The following is a 19,625-nucleotide window of genomic DNA, read 5'->3' on the forward strand; positions in this document are numbered from 1 at the left end:
GAATAAAGGGCTGGTATTATACAAAGTGGATTATGTTTATTCTTATTTTTATATTGGGTGTAGGTTTATATATCTTCAATGACATAAATGGGAATTGAAATACCACTATTCTAATTTAACTAACAGGTGCTTTAGCTTAGGATCGGAGCTGTCTTTAAGGCAGCTTTTTCTTATGCAACTAACGGGTGCGTTAATTCATTAAGGAACACAAAAATGATCAATCATTGGTCTTTTTCTTACAGGTTTAAATATTTTTCATACTGAGTTAGTAATTCCATATAATTTTCAGTGGGTTTTATATCAGGTTTTTTTTGTTTAACAACGTAAAGGGCTTCTTCTCGATTTAATCTATATTTTCGCATATAAAATGCAGTAATGACAAATCCCAATCGTTGTATTCCTAAAGTATCGTGTATTAATATTCGATAGCCCTGGTCAAACAATTGATTAATCTGTTTCATCAGGTTATCGACCAATTCTAAACTGGGAGTTACCCGAATAGTAAGAGGAACCCATATCATTATTCTTCTTGAAAAATCAAATGGAGGGCGGTCAGGTTTAGTACGTAGGTTCACTATGACTGATATATTTCTTTGAACAAACCCCCAATCATCGGGAGAAATTTGTCCTCCAATGTACAATCGCCCTGGTATCATTTCCACAAAACCCATTTACATTGCCACCTACTTCATTTTAGGGATGAAATATATTATGTTTTATCTAATGAAATGGCTTACTAATTAATTTTGCCATTTTACAGAATTTCCTTAATGAACTAACGGGTGCGTTTGCTGAGGATCAGAGCTGTCTTTAAGGCAGCTTTTTCTTATGGAACTATCGGGGCAGGTTATTGAAATAACAATTCTTAGTAAATTTTATTTAATTATAATGAAAATAAAATCTTAACGATTATTAGGAGATAAAATGTTCAAAAAAATTAAAACTTGGGCGAGGAATCTAAAACGTCAGATTTTTATCCTTTACTTTGCTTGTAAAGATCCAAGAGTGCCTTGGTATGCAAAAGTATTTACGGCTTGTGTTGTAGCTTATGCTTTCAGTCCGATTGACCTAATACCTGATTTTATACCAATTCTTGGCTACTTAGACGATGTAATTCTCGTTCCGATAGGGATAATGATTGCATTAAAGCTGATACGAAAGAATGTATTAACCGACTGTGAAGTTAAGGCAGAGGAAATGATGAAAAACGGAAAGCCGAAGAATTGGATAGTGGGCTCTATAATAGTATTGATTTGGGGCTTGATTATAATATGGGCTATTATAAATATTTATCGCTTAATGAACTAACGGGTGCGTTAGTTCATTAAGACTTACAAAAATGAATGTTTATTTCGGTCAATTTCTTAGGACTGTTAATGTTTATTCCCTTATTTTAAACCATAGGAAAAAGCTCTCCGGACCGGACAGCTTTTTTGTTTTATCATGTATCAACATATACCACAGTGACTAAAGACTAATACGATAGAGTGACTTAGCAAACAGATAACGAATAGCCTAATAAACTTTTTTAATATGGCTCCACACTTCTTGTAATGACTTCCCGTCAAACCTGGATTGTTCTAATAACTCCTCTATCGAATCAAACGATTGCAAATCAGATTGGTAGTCAGATAGATGCCATTGATTGGAATGTTCATTGATGTGATAAATTATATCTTGAAAAGCAAAACCGACCCTTTCTCTCTTATAGACATCTTCTTTTAGCTGTTCATATGAATAGTTCATTTGTTCGAGAGAAGATTCGGCATACATTCGAACTTCACTATCGACATCATTCTTAAAATTTTCTATCAATGAATGTAGAATTTCATCATCTAATCTATATGTAAGAGAATTCCAAACACTGTTAGCAACACAACATCTCACATATCTGTCGTGATAATTACTTAAAGTTAATAGTAGATTTCCAAACCACTTTAAATCCACATCGCCTTGTGATAGGTCCGGTATAGCACGTATTAATTCATCTACATTATCTTCTTGTATAAACTTTTCAAGGTCTTGCTTACTGTATACCTTTACCTCCATTCCCTCAAAATCAAATTCCTCATTTTCAAGGTATAGGTTTTTCAGAAATTCTTCAAAGCTATCTGCGATTTGTATAACTTGTTCCAAATCAACGTCTACATAAACAATGGGGGGTTCAGAGGCGGAATTCCGATAATCAAAAGCGAGCCAAGTGTGACCATCTCCATTGAATAAAATAAGTCCTTCCGGCAGTTCCCACTCTTTTATGTAATAATCATTTTCAAGTATTCCATTTCCGGCACCAATCCCTTTAATGTGTTCCACTATAACAAAAGATTCACCCCAGACGGTAGGAACAGGAGACGGATGAGCATTACAGATGGGTTGACCCCCATTTTGTTGCTTAAGAATAGCAATGTACGAGTTTGGTAACGTAACATTAAATAATTCTTCTGCTTTTTTTACGATTTCGTCTGTTAATGGTTGTAACATATACTCGTCATTACTTGCTTCCCAAATACTTTCTACCAACACATTCACCTCATAAAAGTTTGATTAATATTAGATATTTAAGCGGTTGTTTCTTTCTTGTACGAACTTTCTATATCATACTACAAAAAAATTATTCCTTATTTTTTATTGCAACAATCCTTACGAAAACAGCCTTCATTAACAAGGCCAAGTCATATGGCGATTCTTATCTTAAAATCGGCGTATACAATTGATAATGTTCAAATAGCAAAAGGTGAAAGATGTGTTGTTACTGATATTATCGGATATAAATATGAAGTCAATTTTAAAGATTTTAATATAAAAACGATTATCTTTAATAATGAAATACCTGTTTATTTTGATATTGAAATAGCAGGTGTAAGGGATTGGATAAATGAAGATAAGAAATTGGTTAAGGAAGTCAATCCCACAAAAATTAATCTGAAAAAAGATTTAGTAATCAAAAACGTTATTACTTCCCGAAAGGAAAAGAGTTTTATGCTGTTTCTGACACCAGCAATGATGATAAGGAATTTTGGGATTTATATGACGGTTCAACTTATGAAAGGATACTAAGATTAAAGGATTCTGAGGTAAAAGAGTATTTTAATGGTTAACTTTTTCTTTAGGGTGAATATGGGGAAGATTGTGAATCATTGTACTAAAACTAATGGGGGATTTTGTATCTAATGGCAACCACACAACAGGTAACTGGAACACTACGTTTAAAATACAGTCTGTTGGCGAAGAAAAAAAGGTAGACTTTAGTAAGGATTTTGGGACATGGATGGCAAATAGCATTACTGTTTCACCATTAGGAGTAACTTTATATGGAAACGGTGAATTTAATAATTCAAGTAAAATAGTAGTCAATGCTAAAATGAATGACGGTAGTGTTCAAACATTGGATTCTATGACCAATTTTAGTGAGAACGAAAAGGTTAAAGCGAAATTCGTACCTTCTTTGCCTTTAGATAGTTCAAAGATTGAATCCATAAATATTGATGGTATAGAAATAGATTTTTAATGATTAGTGTAAAGTAAAAAAGAGTATATGTATAGTTACTTGATACTTTAAAATAGAATGGATCTTGACTGGATGCGTTTAGTTGAGTAAGACAAATAAAAAGCCGAGTCCTTTGAAGTACAGGAAATCGGCTTTTTTGGGTGGAGTATTGGCTTAGTGTACAAAATTTCCGAAATGTTGGTTGTACCCCTTATTGAAGTAACGGGGAGGTTTAGTTATTCTATTTTTTATTGTTCAATATGCCATTAGTATTGGGATTGACAATTCTAAAGAAGTTAAGACTTTAAGGTCCGAACTTAAAGAAATAAAAAAACAATTCAAAGATTTAGGTGAAAAATAAACACATAAGCAATTTTTCTTATTCAAGAAATGGGTGCGTTAGCTGAAGATTGGAGCTGTCTTTAAAGCAACTTCTTATGGAACTAAAGGGGCAGTTTAGTTGAAGAAGAATAATGGGTTATTATGGTGATGTGAGATTATAGGGGGGGGATCTAAATGAAAAATTTAATTATTGGTATCATAGTTTTATTGGTACTTTGGCTAATACTTCCGTTATTCAATATAAACTCATCATATTTAATTCCTAATGTTATTGAATGGGCTACAAAGTTCATACTTCCGTGGATAGTATTGTATTGGATTATAAGACTCATTAAAAATTTAGAAAAAATTTATTAGCCTTTAAAGAACTGACGGGTGCGTTAGCTGAAGATCAGAGCTGTCTTTAAGGCAGCTTTTCCTTTGTGGAACTAAAGGGGCAGGATAGTTCAACAAGCTGATAACTCTAATAAGCCAGTGAAAACAACAGTTTCAAGTAGTATATAATAAAAAAATAACTATCCGAACCTTTTAAGAGAGGCGAATAACATGAAGGTAGAAATAAGCTACTTCCCTCCTGAAAAAATAATAACTGTACCTGGCCCAGAAGCCACTTATCCTTTTGAGATAATCGGTGAGTTCCAATATATCGTAGAGTTTTCTTGTTATATTGATGGGGACTATATAGATGTCCATGAAGAATTCTTTTGCAATTGGCTGGAAAACCCAAATTATTACCCTATTTATTCACTTGCGGAAATCTATGATTTTCAACTAGCTGAGTACGAAGAGCTGTTTAAGGTGCAAAATATAGAGTTCAATTATATGAAGGGAAGTCGCAAAGACATGTTCTTTGTAAAGGCAATTATCCGCAGCCCACAACAATTTAAACAATACTATCCTTATTTGCATGGGAATGGGAGCATGTTGAACTTATCATTATGGTCCTTAAAACGGGATATATTCAAACTAGAGGAAAGGGAACATGAGTCACCTTATCCTGTAAAAAGGACTAAAAATAACCGAACCAGACTTATTAAACTAAAATGGATAGCCAATACCCCGATAGCAACTTTAACTGAGAATTCCACTATGTTTTGGGTAGGGCATGATGGCGATTATATAGTCGCAATCTCAAACGATGAACACTTTTCAACAATAGACTCTCTTCAAAAAATAATGCCAGAAAAGGTTGAGCTGGTGACTGATCATGAATGGGAATAGTGTTCTCCCTTTCCATATCCTAATAGAACTAACAGGTGCGTTAGCTGAAGATCAGGGCTGTCTTTAAGGCAGTTTTTTCCTTATGCAACTAACGGGGCAGGTTAGTTCATTCAATTGTAATTATGATTAAAATAGGTTTTAAAGTATATTGTTAGAAGTTGATGAAAAACAGAGAGGGCTGGTGATGATAAATGATTATGGTTGATACACCAACAGATTATGAAGATAATAACCTCAAATTTGCTTTTTGTAAATGTAAACCAAAACCATTGTATATGTACGCAGTTAATGGTGAATATCAAGAAACCTTATTTGAATTTTGGAAAGGTTATAATGTTTTTCCATTAAGAGTAATCCAAACAAAATTAATTGAAATTGATGATTTACACGATGATGACAAAAGAGAAAATTATAGAATTAATGTAATAAATTCAAATGAAGAATTAAATAGCCTCTTAAACGAAGTAGGTTGGAAATTGTATGAAGGTAATTTTTATATTACTAATTCATTTAAAGAAGTTAAATTTGTAATGGTAGAAGAAGAATTTATAATGGGGAAAGAATTTATTTTAAGACCAGTATTCGAATTAGGTGAAAATGAAACTTTGACAGAAGTTTTTCATGATGGTCTTATGTTTACTTTAGGAACCAATGATAAATCTTTATTTTCAAAGGATAAAGTTAGAGATGTATTTATGTAAAGCCCTGTTATTCGTTTTGGGCTGAGGTTATGATTAAATTTTCTGTCTGGCTAAATATTATATTATTGTTCCTCATTATTACTGTTAAGATTTTAGGGTTATAGTTCAAATTAATTTTTAATGTTCTTAATTTCAAAACGATTTCAAGGAGTTAAACTCTTGTGATTATAAAGATTGACTTTGGTGATGATTTTATTCAATACATTTCTTGTTCAACAAAAGTAGGCAGGAAGATCAACAGTATTCAGGAGGACTTTCTAAATTGGATTTTTGACGAGGAAAAGAATACAGAATATTGGGCTTTAGAAAATGGGGAAAGAATTTACCCTAATTATGATGCAAAAGCAATTGTTGAATGGTTAAACAATGTAAGATTTAAGCGAGGAATAGCGAAGGCTAAATTAATCACGAATTCTCAATTATGTGTTAAAAAGAAATTATATTTTTAGAGTGTTTCTTAAATGTTTAATGTTCAAACCATAAGATTGTGAAAAAATGTACTTAAACTAACGGGTGCGTTAGTTCAAGAAGGAATAACAAGGAGTGAGTGGAAATGAGTTTGGCTTCCTATATTGGGTGTAATATAGAAATACCGATTAATGATGATGAATATTCAGATGAATTTTTTTATATTGGCGGTTGTTTTGCCGGTGAGTTTGACTTGCTCAATGTAAAGAAATATCAGTTTACTACTCCTTACGTTTATGAGGTATCAAGTCATTGGGGAATTGAGATTTCAGAATATATGAACCCAAAAACGTGTGCCGAATCGAAAAAGAAGCTAATAGAATTATGTAAAATTATGGACAGTTACCTGGAGAAAGGTGATTTATTTGAACTGTATAGTTGTTGGGTAGGAGAAGAAGCTGAAAAGCGAGATGGTGAGATAACCCTCCTAATCAATAACTTTGATATTGACCAGATTAAAATTCCCGAAAAAACGTTAGTTAGATTTGAAAAATGAATTTTTCTTCTTCAACTAACGGGGCAGTTTAGCTCATTAAGTGTAGTATGTTCGAACTGTGACTTAATAAATTAATAAGTAATTTTTATGAATATAGAGTTTAGAAGCACTGCATTATGAGATTCACTAATCTTTCATTTATTGGTAAAATAAAGAAAGAGGTGAGTTGCTTTTGAAAAAGCTTCCCAGGTATACACAAAGTTTTATCTTCACTCTATTTTTTCTTATTTTGGCTTTAGTTTCATTTAGAGTTTTTCAAAATTCTAAAGCTTTCCCAATCCTTTTTGGTACTTATTCCTTTTTTAACTTAGCTCGTGGTTTATATTATTTAAGGCAAAGACAGACTCAAAGGTAAGACAAATGAGCCCATGCTAAGATTTTTCCATTCACCGTGCATTTTGGTTCACCATTTAGAAAAATCTTTGAAAATATGAATCAAGATATCCTAATAAGGGGCTTCTGTATATCCGGTCACGTACGGACCTTATATGGTTTAGAGGCCATCCTGGCATTTTAGGTAAAGGCGACGGTAAAACCGTCCTTTTTTTTGTCACAAAACTCAACAAGTAGGTGATTTCATGAAAACTTGGATTAAAATACCTATTGGTTTAGTATCAATTCTTTTAATCGCTATGATAATTGGAATTTTAAGCTTTTACTCAATTAGATATTAATTTATTAGTAGGTTTCTATATATATTGGGTAAATCCTTCAATTAGAAATGACTTTTCGATGTTCTGCTGCAGGTCAGTTTTGTTAAGCAAAATCAGTTTGTGAAGAATTGTACTTAAAGTAACGGGTGCGTTAGCTGAAGAGCAGAGCTGTCTTTAAGGCAGCTTTTTCTTTATGCAACTAACGGGGCAGGATAATTCAGTAACGTCGCATAAGACCTATAGTGAACAAATAAAAAAAGACAGTGTACCACGCTGCCTCTTGTTGTATGGGTTAAAGAAAACGAAGAATTATTTAAACTTATCTAGTGAAATTATTCTATGTTTTAATTCTGAATTCATATCTAAAACACCTATCACAAATTGATTATCTTCCGTCAATGTTATGTATCTGAAATAATCATCATCAGAAATCAACAAATCGGTGTCATTCGTCATTTTTTCCATTTTGGCAAATACATCTACTGTGTACTCAAGGTGAAAAAAATCATCCAATCCCTTGCTTGAGCTACATAACCAGGTATACAGAAAATCTTTCAGTGTGATTTGTTCAAGCATCGATAATTGTTTCTTGAATTTTAACTTATCTACTGTTACGTTTATCATCTTTCAACACTCCTTTTAACGAGTATTCATTATATACATTGAAGTCTCCTTCAAACAATGCTATTTGCGTAACAATCCGTTTACAGTTTAGTTACTATACTAAAGGGGCTTGAATAACAATTGAGCTAATACACCTCAAAATCAGCTAATGGTAAGGAAAAAATGATGGTTTATTTGGTTTCAATACCATAGTTCTATAAGGGGTCCCGCCAACATTTTAACGGAAATATACGCTAAGCCTCCAACGATTACCAGCTTGGCGTTTTTTATTACTCTAAGGGATCCTGCCACATCGCCATCAAGCTAAGAAGAAGGATTATCCCCAAAACGAAAAAATATGCTATTCCTTGTAAATGCTGCTGAAAAGAAAATTCCCTATCATTTATAAATTTTAGTGAACAGGCATTTAAATAAATTAGGAGGAAGAAGCCATTGAAGACTAGTATCATCATTATCGATGACCATCAGCTTTTCCGTGAAGGCGTTAAGCGTATATTAGATTTTGAATCAACCTTTGATGTTGTTGCCGAGGCGATGACGGAAGCGAAGCTATGGATCTTGTTAAAACACACAAACCAGATGTTGTTATCCTAGATATCAACATGCAGAAATATGAACGGTGTCGAAGCAACTAAAATACTTGTAAACCATTACCCTGAAACGAAAGTCATCATTTTATCGATTCATGATGATGAAAACTATGTACAGCATGCATTGAAAACAGGAGCACAAGGTTATCTGTTGAAAGAAATGGACGCAGATGCGTTAATTGATGCTGTTCGTGTAGTAGCAGAAGGTGGCTCATACCTTCATCCGAAGGTGACAGATAATCTAGTCAAAGAATATCGCCGTTTAGCTGCTGATCGTGATTCAGTACATGCTGTAGAGATCAGAAGACCGCGTCATCTATTGACTCGACGCGAGTGTGAAGTTCTTCAAATTTTAGCAGACGGAAAAAGCAACCGTGCCATCGGCGAAACTTTATACATCAGTGAAAAAACAGTAAAAAACCATGTGACTAACATTCTTCAAAAAATGAATGTAAACGACCGTACACAAGCTGTTGTTCTAGCTATTAAAAACGGATGGGTAGAAGTGAAATAATTTCAATTTATGTTAAGTCCAGCTCTTTAGTTTTCGCAATGCGTGCTGAAGAGACGGGATTTTCTCACGAAACGAGCCTTAGAAGCAATTCTAAAGGCTCGTTTTTTTTGAGGTTATATTGGGGTAGGATCAGGAAAATGCGTATATACAACGATAAGCATTCTGATACAAGTCATATGGACATTATGAATTCTATTTTGTAGGTGATTGGAATTGTGTCTAAAAAGGCTCTACTCTATTGAGATTGTGAAAGAATGTACTTAAACTAAAGGGGCAGGATAGTTGAAGAACGAATATGGCTTTTTATGGTAAAGTAAACTTAAATTATTTTCATTAAGGGGTCTACCTGCTATGAAATTAGATGATAAAAAGAAAAAGGTACAAATGAAATACAGAGAGGAAATAAGGGAAAGGGGAGAATTTGGAAGTAACAGTAAAAAAATGCTTGTTATTGTTACTGCAATTATTATTATTTTAGTTGCATACTGGGCAAACTCCATTATTTTTAAAGCCTTTTAACTGTTTTTAGTTCTTTTAGAAGGCCACCAAATGGTGGCCTTCTGATTGTAAAAAAGAACCCTTAATTAACTAACGGGGCAGTTTAGTTGAACAAAGATAATCCACAATTTGAATAGAATATGTAGATAACAAATAGTTGTTTGGAGTATCGATCCAAATAACAACCTATGAAGGAAGGGTAAGCAAAATGAAGAAAATGGTTGGTTGGACACTTACTTTAGCTACGCTTTTGATAGGTGGAGTCATTTATTATTTCATAATGTTATCCCTATACGAACCATCAAAAGATGCATTTGACTTTCCGGTTCCTAAAAATGCTGAGCTAGTCCAGGAAAATGAACAAGGGAAAAGTTATGATTGGTCAAAAGCATCGGAGGAAAATGGCATACCATTTGGATATGAATTAGTCCTTAAATCGAATGGATGGAAAAAGGGAGAAAGAGAAGGGGCTTCCGTTTTTTACACAAAAGGAAATCATAAAATAGATTTGATTTCTACAACGAAGCATTTAGACATCCTTAAAGTGAATTAATATAAAGGAAATATCTTATTCGGCTAACGGGTGCTTTAGCTTAGGATCAGAGCTGTCTTTAAGGCAGCTTTTTCATATGGAACTAAAGGGGGCAGTTTAGTTCATTAAGCGTAGTGTTAAAGAACTTCGCAGTAAAAAATATGGTACACTATCACCAATACTTGTAAAGGCAGGAATGAGATTGAATATTGGCGATGTATTTTTTCAACTAGTTTTCCTTATTTTTATATTTGGAATAGGTTTAGCTGATTTTATTATTTATCTTTAGAATTAAGCTTTATAAGATCACCTTTAAATCATTTGGATAACTTTTCCAGCCTTTGAAATCGTCAATTAAGTCACTTTGTATATCTTCTTTTCCATTATCTGAAGATATTAAATAATCTTCCCAACTTAAATCATTTTGTGCTCCTTCGATTATATTATCTTCTTCTTCTAATAAACTATCATAATAATATCCAAAAGTGTCAGAAACCTTATCACCCTTATTATGCATTACCTTTTTAGATATCCTCAGCAATACATGAGATTCGTTAATGTTTCCTTCAATTTTTCTTTAAAACAAGGAATAGAAAAACTAGAGAAAATGATTAAAGCTTTAGAACTTAAAAATCAATAATTTTGGGAATGAGAAAATTGAAATCTACTAATTTTATGAACTAGGCGTTTCTCTAAATGAGAACCGTTTTTTTCGTTGATTTAAGATTTAAATATAGAGGTTCATAACTTAAAAGTTATGAACCTCTATATAAGATGTGATAAAATCAGCACTTGTCACTTTGGGCGTTATTTTACACTTGTTTTAAGAGATATTTACTTGACTCAGATTACTAAACTATCTCGTGCGGCTTCAACAACTTCTGTTGTTATTGGGGTAAATAGAAGTATTAGTTTGATGGAACCCTTATTTGTAATTATTTAGTTGTATCATCTATATGAGTAGAATTTGAAGTATCAGGATCAAAGGTATTAAAACTATTTAAATCAATAAAATGAGCAATTGCATCCTTATCTTTGTCAGCTATAATGAGGTTAAAGCCAGATAAGTTATTTTTTATTTTCTCTAATTGTTTTGTCGTTAAATCGATGTTTATTCTGAATTGAGTTTGAAATTTAGTATTATAGCCTTTAGGTTGCTCTGCTAACAATAATTCACTAGTTGTATTATTAAAAATATCGTATAATGCTTCAGGGTACTCAAGTGAAAAGTAAATTTTTTGAGTATTTTCCTGTAAAATTTCGTATATGTCTACATCGATTTCATAATTCATAAGAAAAGTTAATTCCTTATTCTCAGTAATATAATTCATTTCAAAATTTGTTATGCTAAATTTAGGGGGGAGTAACTTGTTTTCTAATGATTTGTTTTTTTGAATAGATGAATTATTCTGTTCAGATTCAATTGGATTATTGCCATTTTTTTCACTTGTCTTTTCTGAAGAATTACACCCCATTAGAAAGGACATACAAATGATAAAAGGACAAATAAACTTTAGAAGCATATATTTTAACACCTCTGTATATTAGTAATAAATAAAGACTTCAATGATTATATATTGAAATCTTCAAATCTCGAAATATCATTATTGTTTAACTTTATCGCTCCATGTTGCATAAGTGTAATTAGCTGTTGTAGTTGTTGCATTTGTTAAATTACAAGGTGGAGCAACTTTATAACGAGTTCCAGTGGCTTTTACCCATTTACTTCCTGCAGTTAATTTCCATGATCCCTTTGGAATAGACCAAGTTGTAGAAAGAGTTTTCGTACTATTATATCCATACCCAACATTAGCCGTTATTTTTGCCCCTGTTTGTAGTACTTTAAATGAAGCTTCTCCTCCTATACTTACTGTAGCAGCATGAGAAATTTGTACAGATCTAGTAACACTATCTGTAGCACTACTGTTATTTGTTGCATAATGAGTGAATTCAGTTTTTGTAGAAGTTGTTTTAGATTTATAAGATGTTGTGTACGTTCCTACTTCTGTACAAGCATAGGGTACAATTGCAATAGGGTCTTCACTTGTTTCTGCTTTTGCCTCTGATAATGAAAAACCTGAAAATAATATGAAGCATAAACTTGTTGATAATAATATTTTTGAAAATTTCATTATATCCACCTCATCATATTTATCACTTCATTGTTAATACTATTCTTGTTTTATTGGAAATACAATGAATAATTAACATTTTTTTCTTAATTTTTTAAAGATTTCTTGACAACTTGTTTGTATGATAAGCCTTCACAAAACCTTATCACCCGGTTTAACCATGAACTTAAATTCAAGGGTGATGAAATCCTGCGAATAAGCGAGTATTAGTGAGGAAATCGAATTAAACTGAGGGATTTTTAGAATCGTAGCTTATTAGAATTTTGTTCATTTACTATTTTTGTAATAACATCTAAAATTTAGTTATTGAAATTAATGGGCGGTGTAAATTTGTTAACTACTATAAATATTCCAGGATTAATTCTAACTTCTCTTTTCGCAATACTAGTTTTGTTTTTACTAAGAAAACTAGTGCAATCTATTAGACGGTAAAACTGTCTTTTTTTTACAGTTTATGTAACCTCTGCAATATGTTTTATTGAACTAAAGGGGCAGGATAATAAAGGAGTGTTTTTTTGAAAAAGGTGTTAATAGGTATTATTAGTATTGTGGTTTTATTTATAGGTTTTTTCTTTTTTCTGAAATTAAATCAACCCTTAGTAGCTTATCCAAGTGCCTCAGCGAATGATAAACAGGTACAACTGGTTTCGGTAGGAAATAAAAGTCCATTTGGGAATATTCAAATTGAAGAAGTTCTTGTCAATGATAAAGTTGTACCCTCCAAAGTGAAATTACAGGTGAGTTATCATCCAAAAGGGTTTGTTATCTCTGATCATTTTAATGGCGAAGAAGATGAATATACCTTCAAAGGATTAGATTCTATAACTCTTAAACCAAAGACTGACCCACAAAAGCAACTCGATAAAGTAAATGCTGGTACTGCAACAGAAGATGATACTATTTATGCCCTATCGTTAGTGCATGAACATAGTATTGAGAGAGTCATAATTAAATACCACTATTTTGGCATGTCACATGAATTGGTTGTACCCATGGTTGGAATGTGACTAACGGGTGCGTTAGCTGGAGATCGGAGCTGTCTTTAAGGCAGCTTTTTCATATGGGGCAGGTTAGTTTAATAAGGGAAGTTAATCTTCGATGAAGAATAAGTTATGATGGACTCCTTGCCTTTATCGAATGCCAAACCTTTATCTAAACTTTGCTCTTCAATTTCACGAGTGCTGCAACATCCTGTAAGAGATAGGCTGTTTTCGCATACTTTGTTGCTATTTACCAGGTATAGCGGTGTGGTTGATTTCCCCTCCAGATGCTTGCTTTCCGCGGGGCGGGCGTTGAGCCTCCTCGGCGTAAACGCCTGTGGGGTCTCACCTGTCCCGCAGCTCCCGCAGGAGTCTCGCACTTGCGCTCCAATCAACCTTAAATCGTTTAGTTTTTAAAAACAACAATCTTTACGAAAAGAGCCAAGAGATAAGAATAAGAGAACGGAGAGTGAAAGGAAGAGGGCCGAATTGTATGCATGAAGTAATAGATATGATTTATTTACAAGAAAACTTAATTTGACCTTGTTTTTACTCTTTTTAAAATTTGCATTAAAGCATATAAAAGACCACTCTCAGAGTGGTTTTTTAATCCCGCATTGCTCCTGCCTCTCGGGAAGTCATTGCACCTTGTCCTTCGATTACATCTTTTTGAATTTCTTGTTTTACTTTTTGTGCATCAGTTCCTGAAAATCCTGGTTTCATGATTGAACCCGAATTCTTTTTGGCTTGTTGATCCTGTTGCATGCAAGTCCTCCTTAATCCATTGTTTAACACTCTTATTATTCACAAATGGCACTTAGTATATTCCGGGATTTGAGCGGATTTTAATTCTTGATTGCAGCCCTTTGTCTTTCCTATTGTTCAATTCTTTTCATCCAGACGTTATAGTAACGGAACCCATACACAAAAAGCCCTAGATTCTATTGAATTCAAGGCTTTTCGAAATGAAATCTCATTTTCGTTTGGATTTTTTATACCATTATTGGTACCTATTCCCACACCTGGTGAAGTATAGTATCATGAATAGGTATGACAAACAAGGAGGGGATATGACCAAAACCATTGGCCTTATTTGTGCTAGTTTACGCAATAATTCTTATAATCGAATCATTGGCAGTCATGGATGGTTCAGCCCATTTCGTTGTTACAAAAAAGAGAAAATGAATCATCGGAACAAAAGGATTATTATGCTTGGAGTCCGCAATATAAAACGTGAAATAGGCTACGGGATTCATCCGTATTATTGGAGAATAGGATATATATCGGAATATTTCTGGGAGGTAGAAAAATGGCGAAAATTACTGTAGGAACCGAAAACGAAACACCGATTGAACTATATTATGAGGACCATGGTAGAGGGAAGCCGGTAGTATTAATTCACGGTTGGCCATTAAGTGGCCGATCTTGGGAATATCAAGTTCCTGCTCTCGTTGAGGCTGGATACAGAGTCATAACTTATGACCGTCGAGGGTTCGGTAACTCTTCGCAGCCATGGAACGGTTACGATTATGACACATTCGCTACTGATTTACACCAATTACTGGAGCATTTGGATATCCAACGTGTGACACTGGTCGGATTTTCAATGGGGGGTGGAGAAGTAGCCCGCTATATCGGAACTTATGGAACAGATAGAGTAGAGAAGGCTGTATTTGCAGGAGCTGTACCACCATTTCTTTACAAGTCAGCAGAACATCCTGAGGGAGCATTTGATGATGCAGACATTCAAGGATTGGAAAATGGAGTGAAAAATGATCGCCTGGCATTTCTTGATGAGTTTACGAGAGGATTTTTTTCTGCTGGAGATCGAACAGACTTAGTCAGTGAACCATTCCGACTTTACAATAGGGATATTGCAGCGGGTGCATCGCCTAAAGGGACACTGGATTGTATCGCTGCTTTCAGCAAAACGGATTTCAGAGGGGATTTAGCCAAGTTTAATATACCTACCCTCGTTCTTCATAGTGATTCAGATGCAATTGTTCCATTTGAAAATAGTGGGAAGCAGACACATGAAGCAATTCCTGATTCAAAGGTAACTTTAATAAAGGGTGGTCCACATGGGTTCAATGCAACACATGCCAAAGAATTTAATGAAGCACTGCTAACATTTTTAAAGGGCTGATTACAAATGCCCGTAGATTGTTGGAAACTGATCGATAGAAATCGTTTTTTTTGATAAATTCAACAATGAATATAACAGAGCCACTTTAAAAACGGGTGCGTTTGTTTTTTTAGGAAGACAAAAAGGGCCAGCGTTTTATATAAAAGATCAATCCAATTTAATAGAAATATAAGGGCATGTTTTGATTATCTTTTTTCAAAACATGCCCTTTCTATTTAGCGAGTATACGTTTATCAACAATCTGGCGCGATTGCTGGACAATAAGCAGTCGCTTTTTTACTAGTCGGATCCGAATGGATGAAAATAATTAAGAAACCCAACTAATCTTCTCATGTAAAGGCAGCTCAGTTCCAGGGGCTGCCATTTGGCAGCCTTTTTGCTTAATGAGCTAAAGGGGCAGGTTAGTTCGACTGTAGTTTTACAAAAAAGATTGATCATTTAGAATAAAGTTTGATAAAAATAACCTCTTTGGATTCTTATCCGTAAGAGGTTATTTTTTAGTTATGCTTTTTATTGAGTTTCTGGTTTCTGCTGATATTTTTTAAATTTCAATCGTGTATAAGAAATAATGCCGGACAATAAGAAGAAGCTGATAATCGTTCCTTCCCGAATATTGATTGGTAAATTGTATAGTAGTGATATTGTTATTGATAGAATAATGGAGAATAAATCGACACAATATCTGTATTGAGAGAAAGGGCGTTTTGTTAATTCGGCTATTCGTAAACATAAACTTTCAATAGGAAAAGGAATAATATCTAATGATAAAATAATGCCTGTTGCTCCACCGGCTAGTATCGCACCGAAAATAAATAGTCCGATTCTTACTAAATAATTCTCTACGTGAATCGTACCGAAAATAGTATAGAGGAAAAAATTAATAACCATTCCAAAGAACAAGATGGAAATGAACATCAAAGTGAATTTTCTAAAATCCCTTTTTTCGCATAGGCAGATATAACCGAATAGAAAAATGAGATTTGCAATGAATGTAATTGTGCCAACTTTGATGGAAGTCCATTCAGATATGGATAAATTCATTGCATTAAAACTGCTGACACCAACATCGGCTTTTAATGTAAGACTAATGCCAATAGCACTTACTATATAGAGTAGAATTGATTCAATTACATTTTTCATGATTATTGCTCTAATATGTCCATTATTTGCATTAAATTTGGTATCGTATATGTGCTCTTAGGTAAACATGATTTAGGCATGCTTCTCTTAGGGTTAAACCATACACAATCAATTCCGGCATTGATAGCTCCTTGAATATCCGATGTTAAACGATCACCTATCATTAAAAATTCTTCTTTACGATTTGTATGCAGGGCATCAAAAATATAGTAAAAGAAATGGGGATTCGGTTTTTCATAACCAATTTCTTCTGAGATAAAAAGATGTTCAAAATATCCTTGTAGCTTGGCACCTCCTAATCTTTTTCTTTGAGTCTTTCCTACACCGTTTGTTCCAATATATAATTTATAATCTTGCTTACTTAAAGCATTTAATAATTCATGTGCATGGATAATGGTCTTATGTCCTTGGTTTAAATGCTCACGGTACATAGCTTCAACTTTTGCTCCGTTTTCATCTATATGAAATTCCTTCAAAAAAAGTGAAAAACGCGTTGTCAGCACTTCTTCACGAGAAATCAAGCCTTCCTCTAATTGATGCCATAATCCATCATTAATGCGCTTATAACATGCAATGGTTTGTTTGTTATAGGGCAACTCGTACAGCGTAATAATTTGTTTTAAAGCCTTTTCTTCTGAATTTTGAAAATCAAGTATCGTATCATCTAAGTCAAAAATAATATGTTTGTATTTGTTCATTCCTATCCACCCCTTGGTAGTAATATATCGAAGGTAAGAATATAATAATAGGAGATATCTCATATTGAGGTGATAAAATGGAAAAAATCAATTTGAAGGATTACGCTGAAAATTTTGCAGATATATATAATGATATTCAAGAAACTTTTCCGAAAGCAGTTTTACATCAGGCTTTTATTTGTAAGTTTTCTTCTAATGAATATATAGTGCGCTTTGATGAAGATATTCAGTACTTATTTTTATTATTGGATGGGCGGGCAAAAATATATATAGTACACGAAAATGGAAAACGTGCGCTGATTCAGTTCCTAAAGAAAGATGATTTTATTGGTGAATTATCCTTGATTGAGGTGGAAAAGGATTTAAAAGATGTTGTGGCTATAAATGACTGCACTTGCTTAGCGGTTCCATTGGCTTCATCGAAAGAGCATCTGTTAAATGACAATCTTTTTCTCCATAATTTATCAAAATATTTAGGTGATAAATTACTTAAAAGAACAGATCATTACACAGCTATGCAGGATTATGAATTCAAAAATCGATTGGCCAAATATATTCTTCAAATAGAAAACGATGGATGCTTTCAAGAGAAGCATACCGAAACAGCAGAATACGTGGGGGTAAGCTATCGACATTTATTATACACACTTAACCAATTCCATGAAGACGGATTATTAGAGAAAAAAGGAAGGAAATATTTTATCATTAATAAAGAAAAGTTAGAAAGATTGAGTTCAAAAAAGGATTAATGTAGTATGAGTTGATAACTTGAAATATAAATATCACAGAAACGAATACTGCTTATAGAATTATTGAGGCTTATGCAGAGTGTCAAGGCATTTTATTTTGATTATAGCAATGAAATGAATACCATTTGGCGATGAATTATTTTACTAAGTTTTTAATGTTTTTACTGATATATGCAAAGTTAGCAGTACACTAATAATGTAATAAGGTTTACTTCAGTAAAATAAGGTATATTATATTTGTTGAATAGATTCTCTTTAGAGACAAGAAAAGTAGGTGAACAAAGTGGGAAAATATCAATTGGATACCAAAGGTAAGGTAGCTGTGACAAAGTATCATGAAAAACAGACGCCTGCCAAATTTGATAAAAAGCAGCAACTTGAAAAAATACGTGCAGAGTATTTGAAAAAGAAGCAAAAACAAACAGATAAATAATATGAATGAAAACATAGGAAGACTAAAATCTTCCTATGTTTTTCTTATTCGGAGTTCTTTTTCAATTGATGATAGAGTTTATTATTCCCATAAATTTCAGATTCGGTGACAAAAAACTCGTCATCAGATGTCCATTCCTCACTAAAAATTTCAGTAGCAGAATCAATAGACCAGCCGTTATTTTGGATACACCAGTAATCTTCAGCAGAAATTTTTAAAACATTTGGATACTCACTTGGCTTAGGTAGCTGAATAAAAAGATGAGTCTCGATCTTTTCAGCAAGATACTTTTTCAACACCCCACACTCAAAGAAAGTCAGGGAATACGTACTTTACATCAATATGGGAGGTTGTTGAGGCAACCCTTTATTAATGAACTAAAAGGTGCGTTAGCTGAAGATCGGAGCTGTCTTTAAGGCAGCTTTTTCTTATGGCGCTAACGGGGCAGGTTAGTTTAATAAGGGTTCCATTTAAAAAGGAACCGCGATTGGCGATTCCTAAGATTATTATTTATTTGCTGCGTTTATGGTACTAAGTGAATTGTTAAGTGCTGTTTTACACTTGTTTACATCAGGACTCGATGAACGAACTGCTGCTAATACAACATCAATTGTTCCATCAATTTTCGTCCATGTAGCGCCATCGATTTTTCGGAGATTTGGTTCCTGTGTGTCCCATTGATGTTCTAATTCATCTGCCCTCTTTTTCGCTGAAGCAAAGTCATTTTTGTTTACAGCGTTTAGTATATCTTTTTCAATTTTTGCAAAATCGTTTAACTGTCCAGATAATGTAGTTTGTGAGGCGCCAGATTTTGATGTTGATTTATTTGCACCTTTTAAGACACTAAGTGAATTAGTAAGTGCTGTTTTGCTTTGATTAATATCAGGTTTTGAAGAACGAACCGCTGCTAGTACAGAGTCAATTGTTCCATCAATTTTTGTCCATGTAGTGCTATCAATATTTCGAAGCTTAGGTTCTTGTGTATCCCACTGATGTTCCAAATTATCAGCGCCTTTTTTTGCTGAAGCAAAGTCGTTTTTATTTACAGCGTTTAGCATATCATTTTCAATTTTAACAAAATCATTTAATTGACCCGCTAATGTAGCTTGCTCTGCAGCACCTTGTGATGCAATATTATTACTGCGCCAGTTATAACCACCTATACCAACAACTAAGAAAATTACGAGTACAACAATCGTTTGTGTTAGCACATGTTTCTTA

General features: G+C 33.5%; 24 protein-coding genes and 1 pseudogene. 15 read left to right on the forward strand and 10 right to left on the reverse strand.

The window, feature by feature from the left end; all coding sequences use genetic code 11:
* Positions 1–236 precede the first annotated feature (236 nt).
* Complete coding sequence (locus ACFRAK_RS16910) at positions 237–671, reverse strand: protein-tyrosine phosphatase family protein (RefSeq protein ID WP_387602789.1); 435 nt, start codon at positions 669–671, stop codon at positions 237–239.
* 253 nt (positions 672–924) lie between these two features.
* Here ACFRAK_RS16910 and ACFRAK_RS16915 point away from each other — a divergent pair, with 253 nt between their 5' ends.
* A complete protein-coding gene (locus ACFRAK_RS16915; protein ID WP_387602786.1) occupies positions 925–1,308 on the forward strand; it encodes a YkvA family protein in 384 nt (127 codons plus the stop codon).
* Positions 1,309–1,515: 207 nt separating this feature from the next.
* Here ACFRAK_RS16915 and ACFRAK_RS16920 read toward each other — a convergent pair whose 3' ends face one another.
* On the reverse strand, positions 1,516–2,520 hold the full coding sequence (locus ACFRAK_RS16920; protein ID WP_387602783.1) for an SMI1/KNR4 family protein: 1,005 nt from the start codon (positions 2,518–2,520) through the stop codon (positions 1,516–1,518).
* A 57-nt stretch (positions 2,521–2,577) separates the two neighbouring features.
* On the opposite strand from ACFRAK_RS16920, the gene ACFRAK_RS16925 reads away from it, so the two are divergent.
* From ACFRAK_RS16925 to ACFRAK_RS16950, 6 genes are all read left to right on the forward strand, one after another.
* Positions 2,578–3,057 carry a hypothetical protein gene (locus ACFRAK_RS16925; RefSeq protein WP_387602780.1) on the forward strand — a complete coding sequence of 160 codons (480 nt, stop codon included), beginning with the start codon at positions 2,578–2,580 and terminating at the stop codon, positions 3,055–3,057.
* 94 nt (positions 3,058–3,151) lie between these two features.
* Positions 3,152–3,508 carry a hypothetical protein gene (locus ACFRAK_RS16930; protein ID WP_387602777.1) on the forward strand — a complete coding sequence of 119 codons (357 nt, stop codon included), beginning with the start codon at positions 3,152–3,154 and terminating at the stop codon, positions 3,506–3,508.
* 867 nt (positions 3,509–4,375) lie between these two features.
* Entirely contained in the window at positions 4,376–5,050 is a 675-nt protein-coding gene (locus tag ACFRAK_RS16935; RefSeq protein WP_387602766.1) for a hypothetical protein, read from the forward strand.
* Between the two features lie 191 nt (positions 5,051–5,241).
* Positions 5,242–5,751, forward strand: coding sequence for a hypothetical protein (locus ACFRAK_RS16940; RefSeq protein WP_394572120.1), 510 nt, complete (start codon positions 5,242–5,244; stop codon positions 5,749–5,751).
* A gap of 161 nt (positions 5,752–5,912) precedes the next feature.
* Positions 5,913–6,200, forward strand: coding sequence for a hypothetical protein (locus tag ACFRAK_RS16945; protein WP_387602761.1), 288 nt, complete (start codon positions 5,913–5,915; stop codon positions 6,198–6,200).
* Between the two features lie 104 nt (positions 6,201–6,304).
* Positions 6,305–6,715: a hypothetical protein gene (locus tag ACFRAK_RS16950; RefSeq protein ID WP_387707536.1), complete on the forward strand. Its 411-nt coding sequence runs from the start codon at positions 6,305–6,307 to the stop codon at positions 6,713–6,715.
* A 962-nt stretch (positions 6,716–7,677) separates the two neighbouring features.
* Here ACFRAK_RS16950 and ACFRAK_RS16955 read toward each other — a convergent pair.
* The gene (locus ACFRAK_RS16955; protein WP_394572121.1) at positions 7,678–7,992 is read right to left on the reverse strand and encodes a hypothetical protein; all 315 of its coding nucleotides are present in this window, start codon (positions 7,990–7,992) and stop codon (positions 7,678–7,680) included.
* A 432-nt stretch (positions 7,993–8,424) separates the two neighbouring features.
* Between ACFRAK_RS16955 and ACFRAK_RS16960 the strand changes: the two are divergent.
* From ACFRAK_RS16960 to ACFRAK_RS16970, 3 genes and pseudogenes are all read left to right on the forward strand, one after another.
* Positions 8,425–9,096: pseudogene (locus tag ACFRAK_RS16960) on the forward strand (response regulator).
* A 351-nt stretch (positions 9,097–9,447) separates the two neighbouring features.
* Positions 9,448–9,615, forward strand: a complete 168-nt coding sequence (locus ACFRAK_RS16965; protein ID WP_387707538.1) for a hypothetical protein — start codon at positions 9,448–9,450, stop codon at positions 9,613–9,615.
* Between the two features lie 187 nt (positions 9,616–9,802).
* Entirely contained in the window at positions 9,803–10,147 is a 345-nt protein-coding gene (locus tag ACFRAK_RS16970; RefSeq protein ID WP_394572122.1) for a hypothetical protein, read from the forward strand.
* 277 nt (positions 10,148–10,424) lie between these two features.
* Here the strand turns inward: ACFRAK_RS16970 and ACFRAK_RS16975 are convergent, their stop codons facing one another.
* From ACFRAK_RS16975 to ACFRAK_RS16985, 3 genes are all read right to left on the reverse strand, one after another.
* Positions 10,425–10,643 (reverse strand): hypothetical protein, encoded by a 219-nt coding sequence (locus ACFRAK_RS16975; RefSeq protein WP_394572123.1) that lies wholly within the window; start codon positions 10,641–10,643, stop codon positions 10,425–10,427.
* Positions 10,644–11,061: 418 nt separating this feature from the next.
* On the reverse strand, positions 11,062–11,649 hold the full coding sequence (locus ACFRAK_RS16980) for a hypothetical protein (protein WP_394572124.1): 588 nt from the start codon (positions 11,647–11,649) through the stop codon (positions 11,062–11,064).
* 81 nt (positions 11,650–11,730) lie between these two features.
* Positions 11,731–12,258, reverse strand: a complete 528-nt coding sequence (locus ACFRAK_RS16985) for a hypothetical protein (RefSeq protein ID WP_394572125.1) — start codon at positions 12,256–12,258, stop codon at positions 11,731–11,733.
* A gap of 515 nt (positions 12,259–12,773) precedes the next feature.
* Here ACFRAK_RS16985 and ACFRAK_RS16990 point away from each other — a divergent pair.
* Complete coding sequence (locus ACFRAK_RS16990) at positions 12,774–13,265, forward strand: hypothetical protein (RefSeq protein WP_394572126.1); 492 nt, start codon at positions 12,774–12,776, stop codon at positions 13,263–13,265.
* A 579-nt stretch (positions 13,266–13,844) separates the two neighbouring features.
* On the opposite strand, the gene ACFRAK_RS16995 is transcribed toward ACFRAK_RS16990, so the two are convergent.
* Complete coding sequence (locus tag ACFRAK_RS16995; RefSeq protein WP_387707944.1) at positions 13,845–14,003, reverse strand: hypothetical protein; 159 nt, start codon at positions 14,001–14,003, stop codon at positions 13,845–13,847.
* A 305-nt stretch (positions 14,004–14,308) separates the two neighbouring features.
* On the opposite strand from ACFRAK_RS16995, the gene ACFRAK_RS17000 reads away from it, so the two are divergent.
* Together ACFRAK_RS17000 and ACFRAK_RS17005 are read left to right on the forward strand one after the other, a co-directional pair.
* Positions 14,309–14,566 (forward strand): hypothetical protein, encoded by a 258-nt coding sequence (locus tag ACFRAK_RS17000; RefSeq protein ID WP_387707942.1) that lies wholly within the window; start codon positions 14,309–14,311, stop codon positions 14,564–14,566.
* Entirely contained in the window at positions 14,548–15,384 is an 837-nt protein-coding gene (locus ACFRAK_RS17005; RefSeq protein ID WP_387602731.1) for an alpha/beta fold hydrolase, read from the forward strand. Before ACFRAK_RS17000 ends, ACFRAK_RS17005 begins: the two co-directional genes overlap by 19 nt.
* A 510-nt stretch (positions 15,385–15,894) precedes the next feature.
* On the opposite strand, the gene ACFRAK_RS17010 is transcribed toward ACFRAK_RS17005, so the two are convergent.
* Both ACFRAK_RS17010 and ACFRAK_RS17015 read right to left on the reverse strand, forming a co-directional pair.
* A complete protein-coding gene (locus ACFRAK_RS17010; protein ID WP_394572127.1) occupies positions 15,895–16,524 on the reverse strand; it encodes a YczE/YyaS/YitT family protein in 630 nt (209 codons plus the stop codon).
* 2 nt (positions 16,525–16,526) lie between these two features.
* Complete coding sequence (locus ACFRAK_RS17015; RefSeq protein WP_394572128.1) at positions 16,527–17,222, reverse strand: YjjG family noncanonical pyrimidine nucleotidase; 696 nt, start codon at positions 17,220–17,222, stop codon at positions 16,527–16,529.
* A 77-nt stretch (positions 17,223–17,299) separates the two neighbouring features.
* Here ACFRAK_RS17015 and yeiL point away from each other — a divergent pair, with 77 nt between their 5' ends.
* Positions 17,300–17,971, forward strand: coding sequence for a transcriptional regulator YeiL (gene yeiL, locus ACFRAK_RS17020; protein ID WP_394572129.1), 672 nt, complete (start codon positions 17,300–17,302; stop codon positions 17,969–17,971).
* Between the two features lie 283 nt (positions 17,972–18,254).
* A complete protein-coding gene (locus ACFRAK_RS17025; RefSeq protein WP_387602720.1) occupies positions 18,255–18,404 on the forward strand; it encodes a hypothetical protein in 150 nt (49 codons plus the stop codon).
* Positions 18,405–18,448: 44 nt separating this feature from the next.
* Here ACFRAK_RS17025 and ACFRAK_RS17030 read toward each other — a convergent pair whose 3' ends face one another.
* Positions 18,449–18,700, reverse strand: coding sequence for a hypothetical protein (locus ACFRAK_RS17030; protein ID WP_394572130.1), 252 nt, complete (start codon positions 18,698–18,700; stop codon positions 18,449–18,451).
* Positions 18,701–19,625: the final 925 nt, after the last annotated feature.

Source organism: Peribacillus sp. NPDC056705 (assembly GCF_043656335.1).